The organism is Microbacterium terrisoli (genome assembly GCF_030866805.1).
GTDB lineage: Bacteria > Actinomycetota > Actinomycetes > Actinomycetales > Microbacteriaceae > Microbacterium > Microbacterium terrisoli.
In genome coordinates, this window is sequence record NZ_CP133019.1 from 2,140,517 (window position 1) to 2,156,686 (window position 16,170).

Sequence of the window (16,170 nt, forward strand, 5' to 3'; positions counted from 1 at the left end):
GGAGGTTTCGCGCGCGTCATGCATGCCCGGCTCTCTCCATCGCCCGCAGCTCCTTCTTGAGATCCTGCACCTCGTCGCGCAGGCGCGCGGCGAGCTCGAATTTCAACTCGCCGGCGGCTGCCAGCATCTGGCCGGTCAGATCCGAAATGGTGTCTTCGAGCTGCTGCGCGCCCTCGGCGGCGATGCCTTCGCGGCGCAGGCGCGGCGTCGGAGACGTGCCCTTGCCGTTCTTCGTCTTGGCCGAGCCGCGATGGGAGAGCATCGCGGCTGTGTCGGCGCCCTCACGGGCGAGCACCTCGGTGATGTCGGCGATGCGCTTGCGCAGCGGCTGCGGATCAAGGCCGTGTTCGTGGTTGTAGGCGATCTGCTTCTCTCGACGGCGCTCGGTCTCCTCGATCGCGGTGCGCATCGAAGCGGTCACGTTGTCGGCGTACATGTGCACCTCGCCCGACACGTTGCGCGCGGCGCGCCCGATCGTCTGGATGAGGGAGGTGCCGCTGCGCAGGAAGCCCTCTTTGTCGGCGTCGAGAATCGAGACCAACGAGACCTCCGGCAGATCGAGCCCTTCGCGCAGCAGGTTGATGCCCACCAGCACGTCGTAGACCCCCGCGCGCAGTTCGGTGAGCAGCTCGACTCGGCGCAGCGTATCGACGTCCGAGTGCAGGTAGCGCACCCGGACGCCGTGCTCCCCGAGGAAGTCGGTGAGCTCTTCGGCCATCTTCTTGGTCAGCGTGGTCACCAGCACACGCTCGTCGCGCTCGACGCGCACCCGGATCTCTTCGAGCAGGTCGTCGATCTGCCCCTTCGAGGGTTTGACGACGATCCGGGGGTCGAGCAGGCCCGTCGGACGGATGATCTGCTCCACCACGCCGTCTGCGATGCCCATCTCATAGCGCCCCGGGGTCGCCGACAGATAGACGGTCTGCCCGATCCGCTCCTTGAACTCGTCCCACCGCAGCGGCCTGTTGTCCATCGCAGACGGCAGCCGGAACCCGTGCTCGACGAGCGTGCGCTTGCGCGAGGCATCCCCTTCGTACATCGCCCCGATCTGCGGCACCGTCACGTGCGACTCGTCGATCACCAGCAGGAAGTCGTCGGGGAAGAAGTCCAGCAGGGTGTGCGGGGGTTCACCGGGCTGCCGGCCGTCGAGGTGACGCGAGTAGTTCTCGATGCCCGAGCAGAAGCCCAGCTGCTGCAGCATCTCGAGATCGAACGTCGTGCGCATCCGCAGCCGCTGCGCCTCCAGCAGCTTGCCCTGCCGCTCGAACTCGGCGAGACGCTCACCCAACTCGGTCTCGATCGTGCCGATCGCCCGCTGCACGACATCCGCACCGGCTACATAGTGGGACGCCGGGAAGATGGGCACCGAGTCGAGCCGGCGCACGATGTCGCCGGTCAGCGGGTGCAGCATGTACAGCGCCTCGATCTCGTCGCCGAACAGCTCGATGCGGATCGCGTACTCCTCGTACACGGGGATGATCTCGATCGTGTCGCCGCGCACGCGGAAATTGCCGCGCGAGAAGTCGATGTCGTTGCGGTTGTACTGCATCGCGATGAACTGACGGATCAGGGCGTCACGGTCATAGCGCTCCCCCACCTGCAGCGCCACCATCGCGCGCAGATACTCCTCCGGAGCGCCCAGACCATAGATGCACGACACGGTCGAGACCACGACGACGTCGCGCCGGCTGAGCAGAGAGTTCGTCGTGGAGTGGCGCAGCCGCTCCACCTCGGCGTTGATCGACGAGTCCTTCTCGATGAAGGTGTCGGTCTGCGGCACGTACGCCTCAGGCTGGTAATAGTCGTAATAGCTGACGAAGTACTCGACGGCATTGTGCGGCATCAGATCGCGGAACTCGTTCGCCAGCTGAGCGGCCAGGGTCTTGTTGTGCGAGAGGACGAGGGTCGGACGCTGCACCTGTTCGATGAGCCAGGCGGTGGTGGCCGACTTGCCCGTGCCGGTCGCGCCCAGCAGCACGACATCGGTCTCACCGGCGTTGATCCGCGCCGCGAGATCCACGATCGCCTGCGGCTGATCACCGCTGGGCTCATAGTCGCTGACGACCTCGAAGGGGCGGACCGAGCGCGTGGGTTGCATCCTTCCAGGCTACGACTCCCCTACGACACTGCGACCGGGCGCCCTGGTTCAGCGCTCGGCGCGCGTCGTGGTGCCCATCGCGTTCAGCCGTTCCCACAGCGCGTCGGCCTGTGCGCGCGTCTGATCGAGCGTGCCGGACGTGTCGATCACCACGTCTGCCACCGCCAGTCGTTCCGGGTCGCCGACCTGCGCATCGATCCGAGCCCAGGCCTCCTCCGGCGCCATGCCCCGCAGCGTCACGAGCCGCTCGGCGCGCAGCGGCGCCGGGGCGTGGGCGACGACGATCAGATCCCACTCGTCCGTACGGCCGCTCTCCACCAGCAGCGGCACGTCATAGACGATGACCGCGCGGGGGTCCGCCGCCCGGGCTGCGGCGAACCTGCGCGCGGACTCGGCCGCGACGGCGGGATGCACGATCGCGTTCAGCCGTGCGACGCGGTCGGGGTGGCCGAACACGCGGGCACCCAGCCGTGCACGTGCCAGCGATCCGTCCGCCTCGATGACGTCCGAGCCGAACTCCTCGGCGATGCCGGCCAGCACCGGCGAGCCGGGATTCTGCACGTCGCGCACGACGGCATCGGCGTCGACGACGACCGCTCCGTGCTCGGCGAGACGCGCGGCCACCGTGGACTTGCCGGACGCGATTCCGCCCGTGAGTGCGATGAGAGGCATGCAACGAGGATGCCACGGTCGCCGGCTCCGAGATGACGCCGCAAGACGCGCATCAGCCCGATTTCTTCGCTATCCTGGCGGCAGGTCGATCCTCGCGTCGCTGTGGGAGCGGATGCGCGGCCACTGGGGAGGTCACGTGTTGGATACGCGCCGCGCCGTCGTCATCGAGGACGAACAGGACATCCGTGTCCTGCTGGCGACCGTACTGGAACAGGCAGGATTCGAGGTCTCGACCGCGGGCGGCGGTCGAGAGGGGCTCGCACTCGTGCAGAGCACGGAGCCGCTGGTCACAACGGTCGATCTGCACATGCCGGGGATGGACGGGATCGAAACGGCGCGCCGCATCCGCGCCGTCAGCCCCACGTATCTGGTCATGATCAGCGCGAGCACGGACGAGATCGACACCCTGCAGGGACTCGAGGCCGGCGCCGACGACTACATCGCGAAGCCCTTCCGGCCGCGCGAACTGCGGGCGCGGATCGAAGCCATGCTCCGCAGGCCGCGCACACACAACTCCGCCCCGCCCGCCCCCGCATCGGCCGCTGCAGACTCGCAGTGGCTGGATCATCGCGGCCTGCGCCTGCACCCGCAGATGCGCATCGCCTCGGTCGACGGCCGTGAGCTGGATCTGACCCGCAGCGAGTTCGACATCCTCGCCGACCTGCTGAACTCCGGGCGGCGCGTCCGCTCGAAGAGCGAGCTCGCGCTGATGCTGCGCGGCAGTCAGCACGGCTCGACGACCTTCGTCAGCGACAATGACGCGCGCGCGATCGAGGTGCACATGGCGAACCTGCGCCGCAAGCTCGGCGACACAGCATCCCAGCCGCGGTGGATCGAGACCGTCCGCGGTGTCGGCTATCGGCTCTCGGCGGCCGTCTGAGGATTCGCGGCTCCTGCTCAGGATCACCTCAAGATCACAACCCTGAGATCTGCTTGAGGGCTGGTTGAGGCCCGATTGAGGCGGCCTGCATACCTTCGGGTTATCGCGGTGCAGCACCCGGATCCCCCGGGCATGGCCTGCTCCGCCACGACTCAGCCCGAAAGGCAGACATGACCAAGCAGCTCACGACCCGCGCCGCGCGCCGGTCCTCCCGCACCACCACGCGTCGCCCGATCGTCGCGGGCGCGCTCGCCCTGCTGGCCGTGGGCGGTGTCGGCGCAGCCGTCACCAGCGCGGCCTGGACCGACAACGTGTTCTTCGCCGCACCGGCCCAGGCCGCGACGTTCGACCTGCAGGGGTCGCTCGACAACAGCACCTGGGTGCAGTCCGACAATGCCGACGGCGTGCAGCTGGACGTCCCCGCCTCGACCTTCGCGAACCTGCTTCCAGGACAGACCCGCACCGTGACCGTGTACGTCAAGAACGTCGGCACCGCGAATGCCGCGGTCACGGCCACCGCGGCATGGGCGACGGGCAGCACCTTCACCACGGCGCCCGGCCTGTCGGTCGCGCCGGCGTCCACGGACCTCACCGCGACGGGGGCCGGCCAGTCGACGGCGATCGCCCTGACGGTCACCGCTCCCGCCGACTGGGCCGCCAGCAACCAGGGCAAGGCCGGCGCCGTCACGGTCACCGTCGCCGGCACCGCCACGGACTGAGCGTCCGCGCACTGCCTCCCTCGTATCCGAGCATGAACAGAAATGAGCGCAACATGATCGCTGTGCACCGCGTCGCGGTCCTCCTGCTGTGGGTCCTGGCGACCGTGGGCATTGCCTGCGGGATCGTCTGGGGCGCCACCGCCGCCGGCCTGATCAAGCCACTCATCGTGATCTCGGGTTCGATGGAGCCGCACATCATGACCGGCGACCTCGTCGTCGACACATCCGTCGATGCGCGCGGGCTCTCGGTCGGAGACGTCGTGAGCCTGCCGAGCACCCAGACGCACGATCTGGTCACGCACCGCGTCCAGTCGATCACGCCCGAGGGCGCAGGCTTCGCGGTCACACTCAAAGGCGACAACAACCGATTCGCAGACGCGGTCGCCTACCACGTCGGCGGTCAGGTGTGGGCACCGCGGCTGCGCCTGCCCGGGGCGGGCGCGGCGATCGAACGGATGACCTCGCCGCAGGCGATGTTCGGTCTGCTCGTGGGCGTCGCCGCCCTGGTCGGCCTCGCCTGGCTCACCACGCCGGTCACGCGCCGCGAGCACGGCGACGACGGCGAGCACGGCGACGACGGCGGAGCGGAGACCCCTCTGGATGACACACTCCCCGTGGGTTCGCGACGCGAGCGGCGCGAACTCGCGGGAGCCGCGGCATCGTGAACCCGAGCACGATCGCGGCCGCCGTGCGCCGGGCGGTGGGGCGAGGCAGCAGAGGGACTGCCCCCCGCCGTCCGGCGCGCCTGCGAGACACGTCCCGGTGGCCGGCATGGGGAGGCCGGGCACCGGGATGGGCCGCTCTCGCCTCGGTCGTCGTCGCCGTTGTGGTGACGCTTGCGACCGCGACAGGCATCGCCGCAACAGGTGCGGCGTGGACCGACCGCGCGTTCGCATCGGCCCCGGTCTCGGCCGGATCGTGGCCTGCTTACGGCTCGTGCACTGCCATGACCGCGCAGGACGCGCCGGTGGGAACCTGCGCGATCACCGACATGAGGTACGACGGCCGCGGCGGCACCAACAAGCACACCCGCGACTACTCCCTCACCTTCACGGTCTCGGCACCGGCAGCCACGTCGTACATCACGGTGTCGACAGACCTGTCCACCGCAACCGTCGGGACCGATTCCAGCGTGGGGCCGTGGAACTGGACGACTGCCGTCACCGGGTCCGGGACGCAGTTCACACCGACGTCGGCATGTGCGGCTCTGCCTCTGCTGACAGGTCGCACGATCGCCGGGTGGGACTGGTCGGGCAGCCCCGAGGTGTCGCTTTCGCTGGCCGACTCGCGGTCCGCTCAAACCGGTCGTCCCACCTGCTCATGAAAGGCGGCGCCCGTGCCTGGTAGAGCATTCCGTCACGCGTTCTGGGATATCCTGGCCGATGTCGCGGAGCCGAACTCGCCGGGCGCCTCGGCCCGGGAGGGGGATTTCGTGGATGCGAGACGCGTCGCCGTGGTCATCGAGGACGAGGCCGACATCCGGTCGCTTCTGTCCGACGTGCTCGAACAGGCCGGATTCACCGTGCACAGCTCGGGCACGGGCGCCGAGGGGGTCGAGCTCGTCCGCGAGGTGCACCCGGTGGTGACGACCCTCGATGTGAACATGCCGGGGATGGACGGTTTCGAGGCCACACGCCGCATCCGTGCCATCAGCACGACACTCATCGTCATGCTGACCGCGCGAACCGAAGAGATCGACGCCCTGCAGGGGCTGGATGCCGGTGCCGACGACTACGTCACCAAGCCGTTCCGCCCACGGGAGTTCCGTGCGCGCATCGAGGCCATGCTGCGCCGGTCGCGCATGGGCCTTCCCGAGACGCCGCCCGCCGAAGTCGGCGCGCCGCCGCGCGTCGACGCGCCATCCCAGACGGCGGTCGACCCCGACGGCGCCGACTGGCTCGAACATCACGGACTGCGGCTCAGCATCGGCATGCGCCTGGCCACCGTCGACGGGGTTCCGCTGGAGCTGACCCGCAGCGAGTTCGACATCCTCGCCGAACTGCTGTCGGCTCGGCGGCGCGTCATCGGCAAGGGCGAACTGGCCCTGATTCTGCGCGGCGATCGGTACACCGGCAGCGAGTACATCAGCGAAAGCGACTCCCGGGTGATCGAGGTGCACATGGCCAACCTCCGGCGCAAGCTCGGCGAGTCACCCGCACGACCGCGATGGATCGAGACGGTACGCGGCGTGGGCTACCGCATCACGGCTCCCTGACGTCCTCCGCCACGATGACGACGCCGACACTCCTCGAGGCGCGCAGTCCCGCATCCTCCGCGCTGGCGACGATGTCTTCAGCAGTCCCGCCGCCCGGCTCTGAAAGACTCATTCCCACGCCGACCACCGGCACGATGCCGCCGCTGACACGCCCGAGCACGTCGACCAGGCCGCGGTAGAGCTGCCCGGCCAGACGCCGGGCGTCGGGCTCGGACGAGGCGTGGAACGCGGTCAGCATGCCCGTCGCCCCGTCCTCGCCAATGAGGGACAGCGCCGGCATGAGCCGGGCGATGCCGTCACGACAGGCCTGCGCCACGCTGTGCGCGATCTCGTCGCCGAATGCCGTCGCGATCTGCGGCAGGTCGTCGATGCGCACCGCCACGACCGCGATCTGCTCGCCCCGAGCAGACGCGCGACCCAGCGCCTGGTCGAGGACCCGCAGGAACGACGCGCGCGGCAGGATGCCGCCCGTCCCCAGAAGAGAGACGGATGCCGTCAGCAGCGGCCCACGCTCTGCCGCGCGGTCCGCGCGCAGCACCGAGGTGACCACCACCGCCACGATCGTCAGGATCACGGTGAGGATGCTGGCCGCGGCGACGCCGAAGTACGTGTTGAACACGTCGCTGTCGAAGCCCGCGATCAGCACCACGACCACACGGCCGACATAGAACAGCGACTGCAGTCCGAGCACGACGGCCAGGGCCCGTGCGGTCCGGTAACGGCCCATTTCCCCGCGCAGAGCCTCCGCTGCACCCAGCCCCGCGAACACCATGAGCGCCAAGAACATCCACAGCGCGCCCGCCCAAGAACCGGCATCCGGGCCGGCGAGCACCACTGCCGCCGATGCGCCGACGGCGGCTCCGGCCACCACCAGAGAGGTGGCCGACATGCGCCGAGCGTTGAAGTAGCGGCATCCGAGCCACATGCATCCGGTGCCCGAGACGAACGTCGCGTTGCCGATCACCACGCTCCACATCGCCTGCGGATCGTAGGCCCAGACCATGTACAAGAGTGTCGTGAGCATCGCGCCGAGGAACCCGAGCGACCAGACCCGCCCCGCCCCGTCGTCTCGCCGCAGAAGCGTCTCAGCGATGAAGAACACGCCGCTGACCACCACCACGAGCGCCGTCGCGAACGACAGCGTCACCTGATCGAGCACCATCGTCACTCCCCCTCCGCCTCGGACCTGCCCACCGCAGACTCCTCCCCCGGCCGCCGGATCGCCACACGCGGGGCCGGCGCAGCGGCAGCACGCGTCGCGGGAAGCCGCACCATGAACGTCGACCCCACCTGCGCGGTGCTGCGCACCGTGATGTCGCCACCGTGGGCGCGCGCCAGCTGCCGACTGATCGCGAGCCCGAGTCCGGTGCCCTTGCGACCACCGGAACGGATGCTCTCGGCGCGATAGAAGCGTTCGAACAGCCCCGCCATCTCGGTCTCGGTCATGCCGATCCCCGTGTCACGGACGAGGATCCAGGTCGAATCCCCGTCCGTGGTGCACCCGATGGTCACCGTCCCACCCGCTCTGTTGTACTTGATGGCGTTGACGATCAGGTTATCCATGATCTGACGGACGCGCTGCGGGTCGACGTATGCCGAGGCCGGCTCCACCCCCGCGGTATCCAGCGCGACCCCTGCCTCCTGCGCACGGGGAAGCAGGGACTCGACGGCCGCTTCCACGATCTCGGCCACGTCCGCATCCTCGGGCTCGATCGTGAGGTCCACGGACCGGCGGGAGTCCGCGGACGCCACGAGGATGTCCGCGATGATGCCGAGCAGGCGCTCCGCATTGCGTTCGGCGATCTCGAGCCCGCGACGGGCCGTCGCCGGCACGTCCGGATCGTCGATCGCCAGGTCCAGATACCCGAGGATGGAGGTGAGCGGAGTGCGCAGTTCGTGCGAGACGGACGCGACCAGCTCATCGCGTGCGCGCATGGCGCGCAGCTCGCGGGTGACATCCCTCGACGCGAGCACGGCACCGGCATCCGCGCCGGTCGCGTCCCGCACACGGCGCACAGAGATCTCGAGCGCGATGCTGTCGGCCCCTACGTCGCCGAACCACAGCACCTGACCGTCGAAGGCCTCGCCGCGCAGCGCCCTCTCCAGCGGCATCTCGTCGGGATGCAGCGGCGTGACGCCATCGTCGGCGTACACCCGCAGACCGTCGCCCGCTGCTCTGCGGATCAGTGCGCGCTGAAGCTGGGCCGGCGTCTCGTTCGCGATCGAGACGGCGCCGTCCTGCGCAATGCGGATGAGGCCGAAGCCCACGGCCTCGATGAGCTCGGCGAGTTCCTGCTCCTGTCGGCGGGAACGCTCGAGCGACTGTGCGAGCACGCGAGCCTGCTTGTTCAGCAGCGCCCGCTGCGCCGCCGTGCGGCGGGCGGTGAGATAGCTCGCACCACTCACGCTGATCACCACGAGCGGAAGCAGGACGAGCGAGTAGCCGGTCACCTTGCCGGGCTGGAGCCAGACGGTCAGGGCGAAGGCCGCGAGGATCATGATCGTCCCGCCCACTGCACCCACCAGCGCATACGTCGAGGCCAGCCACATCGCCGGGAACACCCAGAGCAGGCCCACGCCCGACGCCGGCTCGCCGATCCGCATCACCGTGATCGCGACGATGTCCGTCAGCGGCACGAGCGCGAGCCACATCGCGCCGATGCGGTTCCACGGCACGACAAGGGCGACTCCGGTCGCGACGAACACCATGGCGATCCCGACGAAGAAGAGGCTCTCGCCCGCGGAATGCGGCGAGAACGCCGTCAGCATCGCCGTGATGAGCACGACGAACCCGAGCAGCAGCTGGTTCAGTGCCGCCACGCGCGCGAACGTGCGATCGGGGCCGTCGCCCTCGAATCTGATCAGACCGCCCATACCGTGACGCTATCGCGACACAGACGAATGAGGGGGTCGGAACCCGCAGGTTCCGACCCCCTCGCTCGATGGTGTCCGGATCAGCGACCCGAGAGCTTCTCACGCAGAGCAGCGAGAGCCTCGTCGTCGGCGAGGGTGCCCGCCGGCGTCGACTCGCTGGAGAACGACGAGGACGGCTGCGCCGCGACCTCGCCGAAGCCGGCGGCCTCGGCCTCGGCGGCCTTGGCGACCTGCGCCTTGTGCGCCTCCCAGCGGGCCTGGGCTGCAGCGTATTCCTGCTCCCAGGTCTCGCGCTGCTCGTCGAAGCCTTCCTTCCACTGGTTGGTCTCCGGGTCGAATCCCTCGGGGTACTTGTACTCCCCGTTCTCGTCGTACTCGGTGGCCATGCCGTAGAGGGCCGGGTCGAACTCGGTGCCGAACGGGTCGACAGCGTCGTTGGCCTGCTTGAGCGACAGCGAGATGCGACGGCGCTCCAGGTCGATGTCGATGACCTTGATGAAGACCTCTTCACCCACCGAGACGACCTGCTCGGCCAGCTCGACGTGCTTGCCCGACAGTTCGGAGATGTGCACGAGGCCCTCGATGCCGTCTGCGACGCGCACGAACGCACCGAACGGAACGAGCTTGGTGACCTTGCCCGGTGCGATCTGGCCGATCGCGTGGGTGCGGGCGAAGATCTGCCACGGGTCCTCCTGCGTCGCCTTCAGCGACAGGGAGACGCGCTCGCGGTCCAGGTCCACCTCGAGGATCTCGACGGTGACCTCCTGGCCGACCTCGACGACCTCGCTGGCGTGCTCGATGTGCTTCCAGCTGAGCTCGGAGACGTGGACCAGACCGTCCACGCCGCCCAGGTCGACGAACGCACCGAAGTTGACGATCGACGAGACCGTGCCCTTGCGGACCTGGCCCTTGTGCAGGTTGTTGAGGAAGTTCGAACGCGACTCGGACTGCGTCTGCTCGAGCAGCGCTCGACGCGACAGCACCACGTTGTTGCGGTTCTTGTCGAGTTCGAGGATCTTCGCCTCGAGCTCCTGGCCGAGGTACGGCGTCAGATCGCGGACTCGGCGCAGCTCGATGAGCGATGCCGGCAGGAAGCCGCGCAGCCCGATGTCGACGATGAGGCCGCCCTTGACGACCTCGATCACCTGACCGGTCACGACGCCGTCGTTCTCCTTGATCTTCTCCACGTCGCCCCACGCGCGCTCGTACTGCGCACGCTTCTTGGAGAGGATGAGACGGCCTTCCTTGTCCTCCTTCTGGAGCACAAGAGCCTCGACCTCGTCGCCGACCTTGACGACCTCGTTCGGGTCGACGTCATGCTTGATGGAAAGCTCGCGCGAGGGGATGACGCCCTCGGTCTTGAAGCCGACGTCGAGGAGGACCTCGTCGCGGTCGACCTTCACGACGGTTCCTTCGATGAGGTCGCCGTCGTTGAAGGACTTGATGGTCAGTTCGACCGCGGCCAGGAAGTCCTCGGCAGATCCGATGTCGTTGATCGCGACCTGCTTGGTGGCCGGGGCGGTCGTTGCGGTAGTCATGTAGTGGGTTGTCCTTGTAGGGGTTGAGGGTCGGGCTCCGACACGACCCACCCTCGGCATCGGTGATGCAAGATGGAGTGAGAAGTGCTCGCCGGAGCGGAGCGGATGTGTTGCGCGTCACGCGCACGGCGAACCAGCCGCCACGCGAATGACACTCCAGGTTATCAGAACCGCACTGGCCCCGTGGATGTTCCCTGCGCACATCACGGGAGTGCGACAGGCCCGTCAGCGCGGAAGTCGGATGGGTGCGGTATCGGTGTCGTCGGGGTCGATCGGCTCCGGTTCGTACGGGCCGGGATCGAACGACGCGCGTTCGAACGGCGCAGGCTCGAAGGGCTCGGGCTCGGGTTCGGCCGCGGCGGGCGCACCCGCACGCAGCTCCCGCGCACCGGGCTCCCCGGTCCTGAACTCCAGGGTGTCGTTCCACATCACCGGTGCCGGCGCCGTGCCCCCGCCTCGCACCGCGGAGCCGGTCTCGTGGGCAACGTCCCGGCCGGGCATCGACATCCCGTGTCCTGCGCCCACGTCGCGACCTGCCCACCCGCGCAGGCCCGCCTGCTGGATCACCCGTTGGATCGTCAGACCGCGCCGGTCCGGGTCCCCGACGAAGCGGATCACCCGCAGACCCTGCGACTGCGCCGCGGACTCGAAGACGAAGTGTCCGTATCCGAGGATCCGCCCGAGGAAGGGCTTGTCCACCGTGAAGTCGAGGATGCGCGCCAGAGGCATCGTGGCGATCTGCTGGGACAGGATGCCGTGGATGCGGAACACGCGCATGTTCGTGATCACGAACCGGTCCAGTCGCCGGTCCAGAATCCGCCAGACCGCGTGGCAGGTGATGGCCAGTCCCATCAGCACGAACAGCCACCACGCCTTGGGCAGGACCGCCGCCAGCATGAGCACCACCGCGCCGACGCACAATTCGATCACCGCACCGACCAGGGCCGCCCAGTGCTTGCGCACCTCGTCGATGACGACTTCGCCCTGATCCGAGATCAGATGGCGGGCAGTGCGCGGGTCGACGTCACCCATCAGCCTGCGAGCGCGACGAAGAAGTTCACGACCGCTTCACCTGCGCCCCACACGGCCCCGATGGCGGTCTGCACGGCGGTGGCGGCTTCTTCCGGACGCATGATCAGATAGAAGACCGCGAAGGCGAGCACCGCGATGATGAGGACTCGCTTGATGATCTTCACGAGGTGGTTCCTTCCGTAGACGTCGTTGAATCCAGCCCCCCGGATGCACACCACTGCTTTTCTACAGGCCCGAGGGCGATTGCGCGACCAGACACGCGGGTCTCGCATACGGTGGACCCATGCCCGATTCCGCGCCGCCCGTGAAGATCATCTCGCCTCGACGCAGCCTCATCGTGCTGCTCGTGCTGTGCATGGTGTTCACCGCACTGGGCGTGGTCATCCTGGTGCTCGCCCCCACCAAGACGCTGAACGCACTGGTGGGCACCGGATCGATCGCGTTCTTCGGCATCGGCGGCGGCATCGCGTTCGTCACGCAGTGGCGACGCACCCACGTGATCACCGCCGACCAGGACGGCATCCGTCTGGGCGACGGCGGCCGCATCGCCTGGCAGGACGTGGATCGGATCGGGTCGACCAGCCAGCTGCTGGGAATCAGGCTGCGCCGCTACGAGGACTTCCTGGATTCGACGCCGCGCAACGCCGGTCACTCCGCTGCGACCCTGCGCGAATCCCGCGCCAGGAACGCGGGGTGGGACCTCGTCTGGCCCCAGCGCCTGCTCGATCGCACACCAGGCGAAGCCGCGCGCGACCTGCAGCGGTGCCGCCCGAGCACCTGAGGCGACTCAGCGCTCTTCGCGCTGCGCGCACGCCACGCAACGCGTGGCCATCGGGCGGATCCGCAGCCGGCCCACGGGGATCGGACGCCCGCACGAGACGCACGTGCCGTAGGTTTCGGCATCCCACCTCTCCTGCGCGGCATGCACCTCTGCCCGCTCGCGCAGCTGCTCATCGCGCAGGCCGGCGATCCGGGACCACTCGGCCGACAGCGTGACCCCCTCGGGATCGTGCTCGTCGTCGGCGGTGGCGTCGGCGCGGGCGTCTGCCAGTGCATTCAGGTCCTGCTCGAGCGCAGCCAAGGTCGCATCGCTCTCGTCGATGCGTCTTCTGAGCAGTTCGGCGAACTCCGCACGGTGAGCCTCGTCCATGGTCTACAGAGCATAGACCGCCCCGTGCCCGCCCGGCCGCATCCGTCGACTGCAGGGCGGGGCATGCTCGGGCAGATCACAAGGGCGACAAGAGGAGGGGATGCCGCAGCCTGCGTGCGCGTGTCAAGATCGAGCGATGACCGACCGTCTCATGCTGCTTGACAGCGCGTCACTGTATTTTCGAGCGTTCTACGGCGTGCCCTCGTCTGTGACGGCGCCCGACGGCTCTCCCGTCAACGCGGTGCGGGGGTTCCTGGACATCATCGCCAAGCTGGTGTCGACCTACGAACCCACGGCGCTGGTCGCCTGCTGGGACGACGACTGGCGTCCGGCATGGCGGGTCTCGCTGATCCCCACCTACAAGGCGCACCGTGTGGCCCAGGCGCGTCCCGGCGCCACGGACCTCGAAGACGTGCCCGATGCGCTGACCGCACAGGTGCCGCTGATCCGCGAGACCCTGTCGCTGCTGCAGATACCCATCTCCGGGGCCGCCGGCTTCGAGGCGGACGACGTGATCGGCACGCTCGCGACCCGCGCGACCTCGCCGGTGGACGTCATCACCGGCGACCGCGATCTGTTCCAGCTCGTCGACGACGAGCGAGCGGTGCGCATCGTGTACACCGCACGCGGGATGAGCAATCTCGAGGTGGTCACCGACCAGACGATCCTCGCCAAGTACGGCATCCACGCCGCGCAGTACGCCGACTTCGCGACCCTGCGCGGAGACCCCTCGGACGGTCTGCCCGGAGTATCCGGGGTCGGCGAGAAGTCGGCGGCGACGCTGCTGCAGGCCCACGGCACATTGGAGGGCGTGGTGGCCGCGGCGCACGCAGGGGACGGGATGTCGGCGCGCACCAGCGCGCGCATCATCGAGGCGGCCCCATACCTCGAGGTCGCGCCCCGCGTCGTCCGGGTCGCCCACGACGCCCCCGTCGACGTCGCTCCCGTGCCGCTGCGCGCGCTCTCGGACGCGGACCGCGCCGCCGCCGAGCGCCTCGCCGAGGACCGGGGGCTCACCGCCGCGATGACGCGCGCCCTCGACGCGCTGGCAGCGGCCGGGCGGTGAACCCGGCTCAGTGCGAGAACGAGTTCGTCGTGGCGATCCACTCATCGAGCTTGGTCGCCGCGGCACCGCTGTCGATCGTCTGCGCGGCGACCTTCACCGCTTCGCCCAGACGCTCCAGGATCGGCCGCTGCACCTGCACGGGATCGCGGAACAGCCGGTAGGCGACCAGGCCTGCAGCCGCGTTCAGCAGCACGATGTCGCGCACCGGCCCGGTCTGCCCGGCCAGCGTCCGACGGACGACCTCGGCGTTGTGCTGCGGATCCCCGCCGATCAGATCGGCCAGTTCCGCCAGAGGAATGCCGAGGTCAGGCGGGTAGATGTCGTGCTCGTGGATGTCGCCGAGGCTGACCTCCCACACGCGGCTGTGCCCGGTGGTGCTCATCTCATCTAGGCCGTCATCGCCGCGGAACACCAGCGCTGTGGCACCGCGGGTGCGGAACACGCCCGTGATCAGGGGCACCCGGTCCAGCTGCGCCACGCCCACAGCGTTCGCCTCGGCGCGGGCCGGGTTGCACAGCGGGCCGAGGAAGTTGAAGACAGTGGGCACGCCCAGCTCGGCGCGCGTGGGGCCGGCGTGGCGGAACCCGGGATGGAAGGCCGTGGCGAACGCGAACGTCAGCCCGGTCCGCCGCAGCGTCTCGGCGACCTTGTCGGGCTCCAGAGACAGATCGAGACCCAGCGCCGCAAGAACGTCGGACGAGCCCGACGATGAACTGGCCGCCTTGTTGCCGTGCTTGACGACGGGAACACCGGATGCCGCCGCCACGATCGCCGACATCGTCGAGATGTTGACCGTTCCCACTCGGTCGCCGCCCGTTCCGACGATGTCCAGGACATCGGCATCCACCGGCAGCGGCAGGGCCGCTTCGAGGATCGCGTCGCGGAACCCGACGATCTCGTCGACGGTCTCGCCCTTCTTGCGCAGTCCGATGAGGAATCCGCCCAGCTGCGAGGGGGTGGCGCGCCCGGCCATCACCTCGCGCATCGCCCAGGTCGCCTCCCAGACGCTCAGATCACGGCCTTCCAGAAGAGTCGTCAGGACCTGCGGCCACGAAATGAGTTCTGCCATGCCGACAAGAATATCGATCACGTTGCAACCGGCCGCACACGGCCGCCTTGTGTGACATTGAGGAGTCATCCCGCCGCTCACCGGGGTTTCTCAGGGCCCTCCCAGCGCATCACGAGCGGCTTCGGGCAGATGTTCGGCGCGCTCCAAGGCAGTGATCAGCCGAATCGGACCGCGAATCGGGCCTCCGGATGCGAATACCGGCGCCCATAATCGGCCATAATGGTGTGCGTGACGACCCCAGCGACTTTCAATCAGGCCTTGCGCACTGTGAGGCGACCCGACCCGGTCGCCGTCGGCACGATCGTCTGGCTCGGCAGCGAGGTGATGTTCTTCGCGGGTCTGTTCGCGATCTACTTCACGTTGCGCAGCACCTCTCCCGGACTCTGGGCAGAGATGACGCAGCACCTCAATGTGCCGTACGCGGCCGTGAACACGATCATCCTCGTGCTCTCGTCCGTGACCTGCCAGATGGGCGTGTTCGCAGCTGAGCGCTTCCAGCCCTATACGACCCGCACCCCCAAGTACCGATGGGGCATGGTCCAATGGTTCTTCCTCACCTTCGCGATGGGCGCGGTCTTCGTGTCCGGCCAGGTGTGGGAGTACGCGCAGCTGTCGACCGAAGGCATGCCGATCTACGCGAACGCCTACGCGTCCGCGTTCTACCTAACGACGGGCTTCCACGCCCTGCACGTCACCGGTGGGCTGGTCGCGTTCCTTCTGGTGATCGGGCGCGCCTACGCCGTGAAGAATTTCGGGCGAAAAGAGATGACCACCTCGATCGTGGTGTCGTACTACTGGCACTTCGTCGACGTCGTCTGGATCGCCCTGTTCCTCGTCATCTACTTCCTCAAATAAGA

At 68.5% G+C, this 16,170-nt stretch carries 17 protein-coding genes; 8 read left to right on the forward strand and 9 right to left on the reverse strand.

The genetic code is table 11. The features are described 5' to 3' along the window. Positions 1 to 16: 16 nt before the first annotated feature. Both uvrB and coaE read right to left on the reverse strand, forming a co-directional pair. A complete protein-coding gene (gene uvrB / locus QU603_RS09505; RefSeq protein ID WP_308491148.1) occupies positions 17 to 2,098 on the reverse strand; it encodes an excinuclease ABC subunit UvrB in 2,082 nt (693 codons plus the stop codon). A gap of 48 nt (positions 2,099 to 2,146) precedes the next feature. After that, the gene (coaE, locus tag QU603_RS09510; RefSeq protein ID WP_308491149.1) at positions 2,147 to 2,770 is read right to left on the reverse strand and encodes a dephospho-CoA kinase; all 624 of its coding nucleotides are present in this window, start codon (positions 2,768 to 2,770) and stop codon (positions 2,147 to 2,149) included. 136 nt (positions 2,771 to 2,906) lie between these two features. On the opposite strand from coaE, the gene QU603_RS09515 reads away from it, so the two are divergent. The 5 genes from QU603_RS09515 (at position 2,907) to QU603_RS09535 (ending at position 6,584) form a co-directional block, all read left to right on the forward strand. Beyond that, entirely contained in the window at positions 2,907 to 3,650 is a 744-nt protein-coding gene (locus QU603_RS09515) for a response regulator transcription factor (RefSeq protein ID WP_308491150.1), read from the forward strand. Between the two features lie 170 nt (positions 3,651 to 3,820). Continuing rightward, on the forward strand, positions 3,821 to 4,369 hold the full coding sequence (locus QU603_RS09520) for a hypothetical protein (protein WP_308491151.1): 549 nt from the start codon (positions 3,821 to 3,823) through the stop codon (positions 4,367 to 4,369). 32 nt (positions 4,370 to 4,401) lie between these two features. Further along, on the forward strand, positions 4,402 to 5,034 hold the full coding sequence (locus tag QU603_RS09525) for a signal peptidase I (RefSeq protein ID WP_308491152.1): 633 nt from the start codon (positions 4,402 to 4,404) through the stop codon (positions 5,032 to 5,034). Positions 5,035 to 5,315: 281 nt separating this feature from the next. After that, positions 5,316 to 5,693, forward strand: a complete 378-nt coding sequence (locus QU603_RS09530; RefSeq protein ID WP_308491153.1) for a hypothetical protein — start codon at positions 5,316 to 5,318, stop codon at positions 5,691 to 5,693. 108 nt (positions 5,694 to 5,801) lie between these two features. After that, entirely contained in the window at positions 5,802 to 6,584 is a 783-nt protein-coding gene (locus tag QU603_RS09535; protein ID WP_308491154.1) for a response regulator transcription factor, read from the forward strand. Here QU603_RS09535 and QU603_RS09540 read toward each other — a convergent pair. The 5 genes from QU603_RS09540 to QU603_RS09560 form a co-directional block, all read right to left on the reverse strand. Then, entirely contained in the window at positions 6,571 to 7,746 is a 1,176-nt protein-coding gene (locus QU603_RS09540; protein WP_308491155.1) for a hypothetical protein, read from the reverse strand. The genes QU603_RS09535 and QU603_RS09540 overlap by 14 nt on opposite strands. A gap of 2 nt (positions 7,747 to 7,748) precedes the next feature. Next, positions 7,749 to 9,458, reverse strand: a complete 1,710-nt coding sequence (locus QU603_RS09545) for a sensor histidine kinase (protein ID WP_308491156.1) — start codon at positions 9,456 to 9,458, stop codon at positions 7,749 to 7,751. An 80-nt stretch (positions 9,459 to 9,538) separates the two neighbouring features. Continuing rightward, positions 9,539 to 10,996, reverse strand: coding sequence for a 30S ribosomal protein S1 (gene rpsA, locus QU603_RS09550; RefSeq protein WP_308491157.1), 1,458 nt, complete (start codon positions 10,994 to 10,996; stop codon positions 9,539 to 9,541). 225 nt (positions 10,997 to 11,221) lie between these two features. Beyond that, positions 11,222 to 12,028: a PH domain-containing protein gene (locus QU603_RS09555; protein WP_308491158.1), complete on the reverse strand. Its 807-nt coding sequence runs from the start codon at positions 12,026 to 12,028 to the stop codon at positions 11,222 to 11,224. Then, on the reverse strand, positions 12,028 to 12,192 hold the full coding sequence (locus tag QU603_RS09560; RefSeq protein WP_308491159.1) for a hypothetical protein: 165 nt from the start codon (positions 12,190 to 12,192) through the stop codon (positions 12,028 to 12,030). Before QU603_RS09560 ends, QU603_RS09555 begins: the two co-directional genes overlap by 1 nt. A 119-nt stretch (positions 12,193 to 12,311) precedes the next feature. Here QU603_RS09560 and QU603_RS09565 point away from each other — a divergent pair, with 119 nt between their 5' ends. Next, entirely contained in the window at positions 12,312 to 12,809 is a 498-nt protein-coding gene (locus QU603_RS09565; protein WP_308491160.1) for an STM3941 family protein, read from the forward strand. Positions 12,810 to 12,815: 6 nt separating this feature from the next. Here the strand turns inward: QU603_RS09565 and QU603_RS09570 are convergent, their stop codons facing one another. Beyond that, positions 12,816 to 13,178 (reverse strand): TraR/DksA family transcriptional regulator, encoded by a 363-nt coding sequence (locus QU603_RS09570; protein ID WP_308491161.1) that lies wholly within the window; start codon positions 13,176 to 13,178, stop codon positions 12,816 to 12,818. Positions 13,179 to 13,314: 136 nt separating this feature from the next. Between QU603_RS09570 and QU603_RS09575 the strand changes: the two genes are divergently transcribed. After that, a complete protein-coding gene (locus QU603_RS09575) occupies positions 13,315 to 14,244 on the forward strand; it encodes a 5'-3' exonuclease (RefSeq protein ID WP_308491162.1) in 930 nt (309 codons plus the stop codon). A 7-nt stretch (positions 14,245 to 14,251) separates the two neighbouring features. On the opposite strand, the gene trpD is transcribed toward QU603_RS09575, so the two are convergent. After that, positions 14,252 to 15,313 carry an anthranilate phosphoribosyltransferase gene (gene trpD / locus QU603_RS09580; protein WP_308491163.1) on the reverse strand — a complete coding sequence of 354 codons (1,062 nt, stop codon included), beginning with the start codon at positions 15,311 to 15,313 and terminating at the stop codon, positions 14,252 to 14,254. A 219-nt stretch (positions 15,314 to 15,532) separates the two neighbouring features. Here trpD and ctaE point away from each other — a divergent pair, with 219 nt between their 5' ends. Beyond that, on the forward strand, positions 15,533 to 16,168 hold the full coding sequence (ctaE, locus tag QU603_RS09585; protein WP_308491164.1) for an aa3-type cytochrome oxidase subunit III: 636 nt from the start codon (positions 15,533 to 15,535) through the stop codon (positions 16,166 to 16,168). Positions 16,169 to 16,170 lie beyond the last annotated feature (2 nt).

Excerpts from the sequence above, each read along its gene's own strand:
- QU603_RS09530 (WP_308491153.1), top strand. The coding sequence starts at position 5,316 with ATGACCGCGCAGGACGCGCCGGTGGGAACCTGCGCGATCACCGACATG.
- QU603_RS09575 (WP_308491162.1), top strand. The coding sequence starts at position 13,315 with ATGACCGACCGTCTCATGCTGCTTGACAGCGCGTCACTGTATTTTCGA.
- trpD (WP_308491163.1), bottom strand. The coding sequence starts at position 15,313 with ATGGCAGAACTCATTTCGTGGCCGCAGGTCCTGACGACTCTTCTGGAA.
- rpsA (WP_308491157.1), bottom strand. The coding sequence starts at position 10,996 with ATGACTACCGCAACGACCGCCCCGGCCACCAAGCAGGTCGCGATCAAC.
- ctaE (WP_308491164.1), top strand. The coding sequence starts at position 15,533 with ATGGTGTGCGTGACGACCCCAGCGACTTTCAATCAGGCCTTGCGCACT.
- QU603_RS09555 (WP_308491158.1), bottom strand. The coding sequence starts at position 12,028 with ATGGGTGACGTCGACCCGCGCACTGCCCGCCATCTGATCTCGGATCAG.
- uvrB (WP_308491148.1), bottom strand. The coding sequence starts at position 2,098 with ATGCAACCCACGCGCTCGGTCCGCCCCTTCGAGGTCGTCAGCGACTAT.
- QU603_RS09525 (WP_308491152.1), top strand. The coding sequence starts at position 4,402 with ATGAACAGAAATGAGCGCAACATGATCGCTGTGCACCGCGTCGCGGTC.
- QU603_RS09570 (WP_308491161.1), bottom strand. The coding sequence starts at position 13,178 with ATGGACGAGGCTCACCGTGCGGAGTTCGCCGAACTGCTCAGAAGACGC.
- QU603_RS09540 (WP_308491155.1), bottom strand. The coding sequence starts at position 7,746 with ATGGTGCTCGATCAGGTGACGCTGTCGTTCGCGACGGCGCTCGTGGTG.
- QU603_RS09545 (WP_308491156.1), bottom strand. The coding sequence starts at position 9,458 with ATGGGCGGTCTGATCAGATTCGAGGGCGACGGCCCCGATCGCACGTTC.
- QU603_RS09520 (WP_308491151.1), top strand. The coding sequence starts at position 3,821 with ATGACCAAGCAGCTCACGACCCGCGCCGCGCGCCGGTCCTCCCGCACC.
- QU603_RS09565 (WP_308491160.1), top strand. The coding sequence starts at position 12,312 with ATGCCCGATTCCGCGCCGCCCGTGAAGATCATCTCGCCTCGACGCAGC.
- coaE (WP_308491149.1), bottom strand. The coding sequence starts at position 2,770 with ATGCCTCTCATCGCACTCACGGGCGGAATCGCGTCCGGCAAGTCCACG.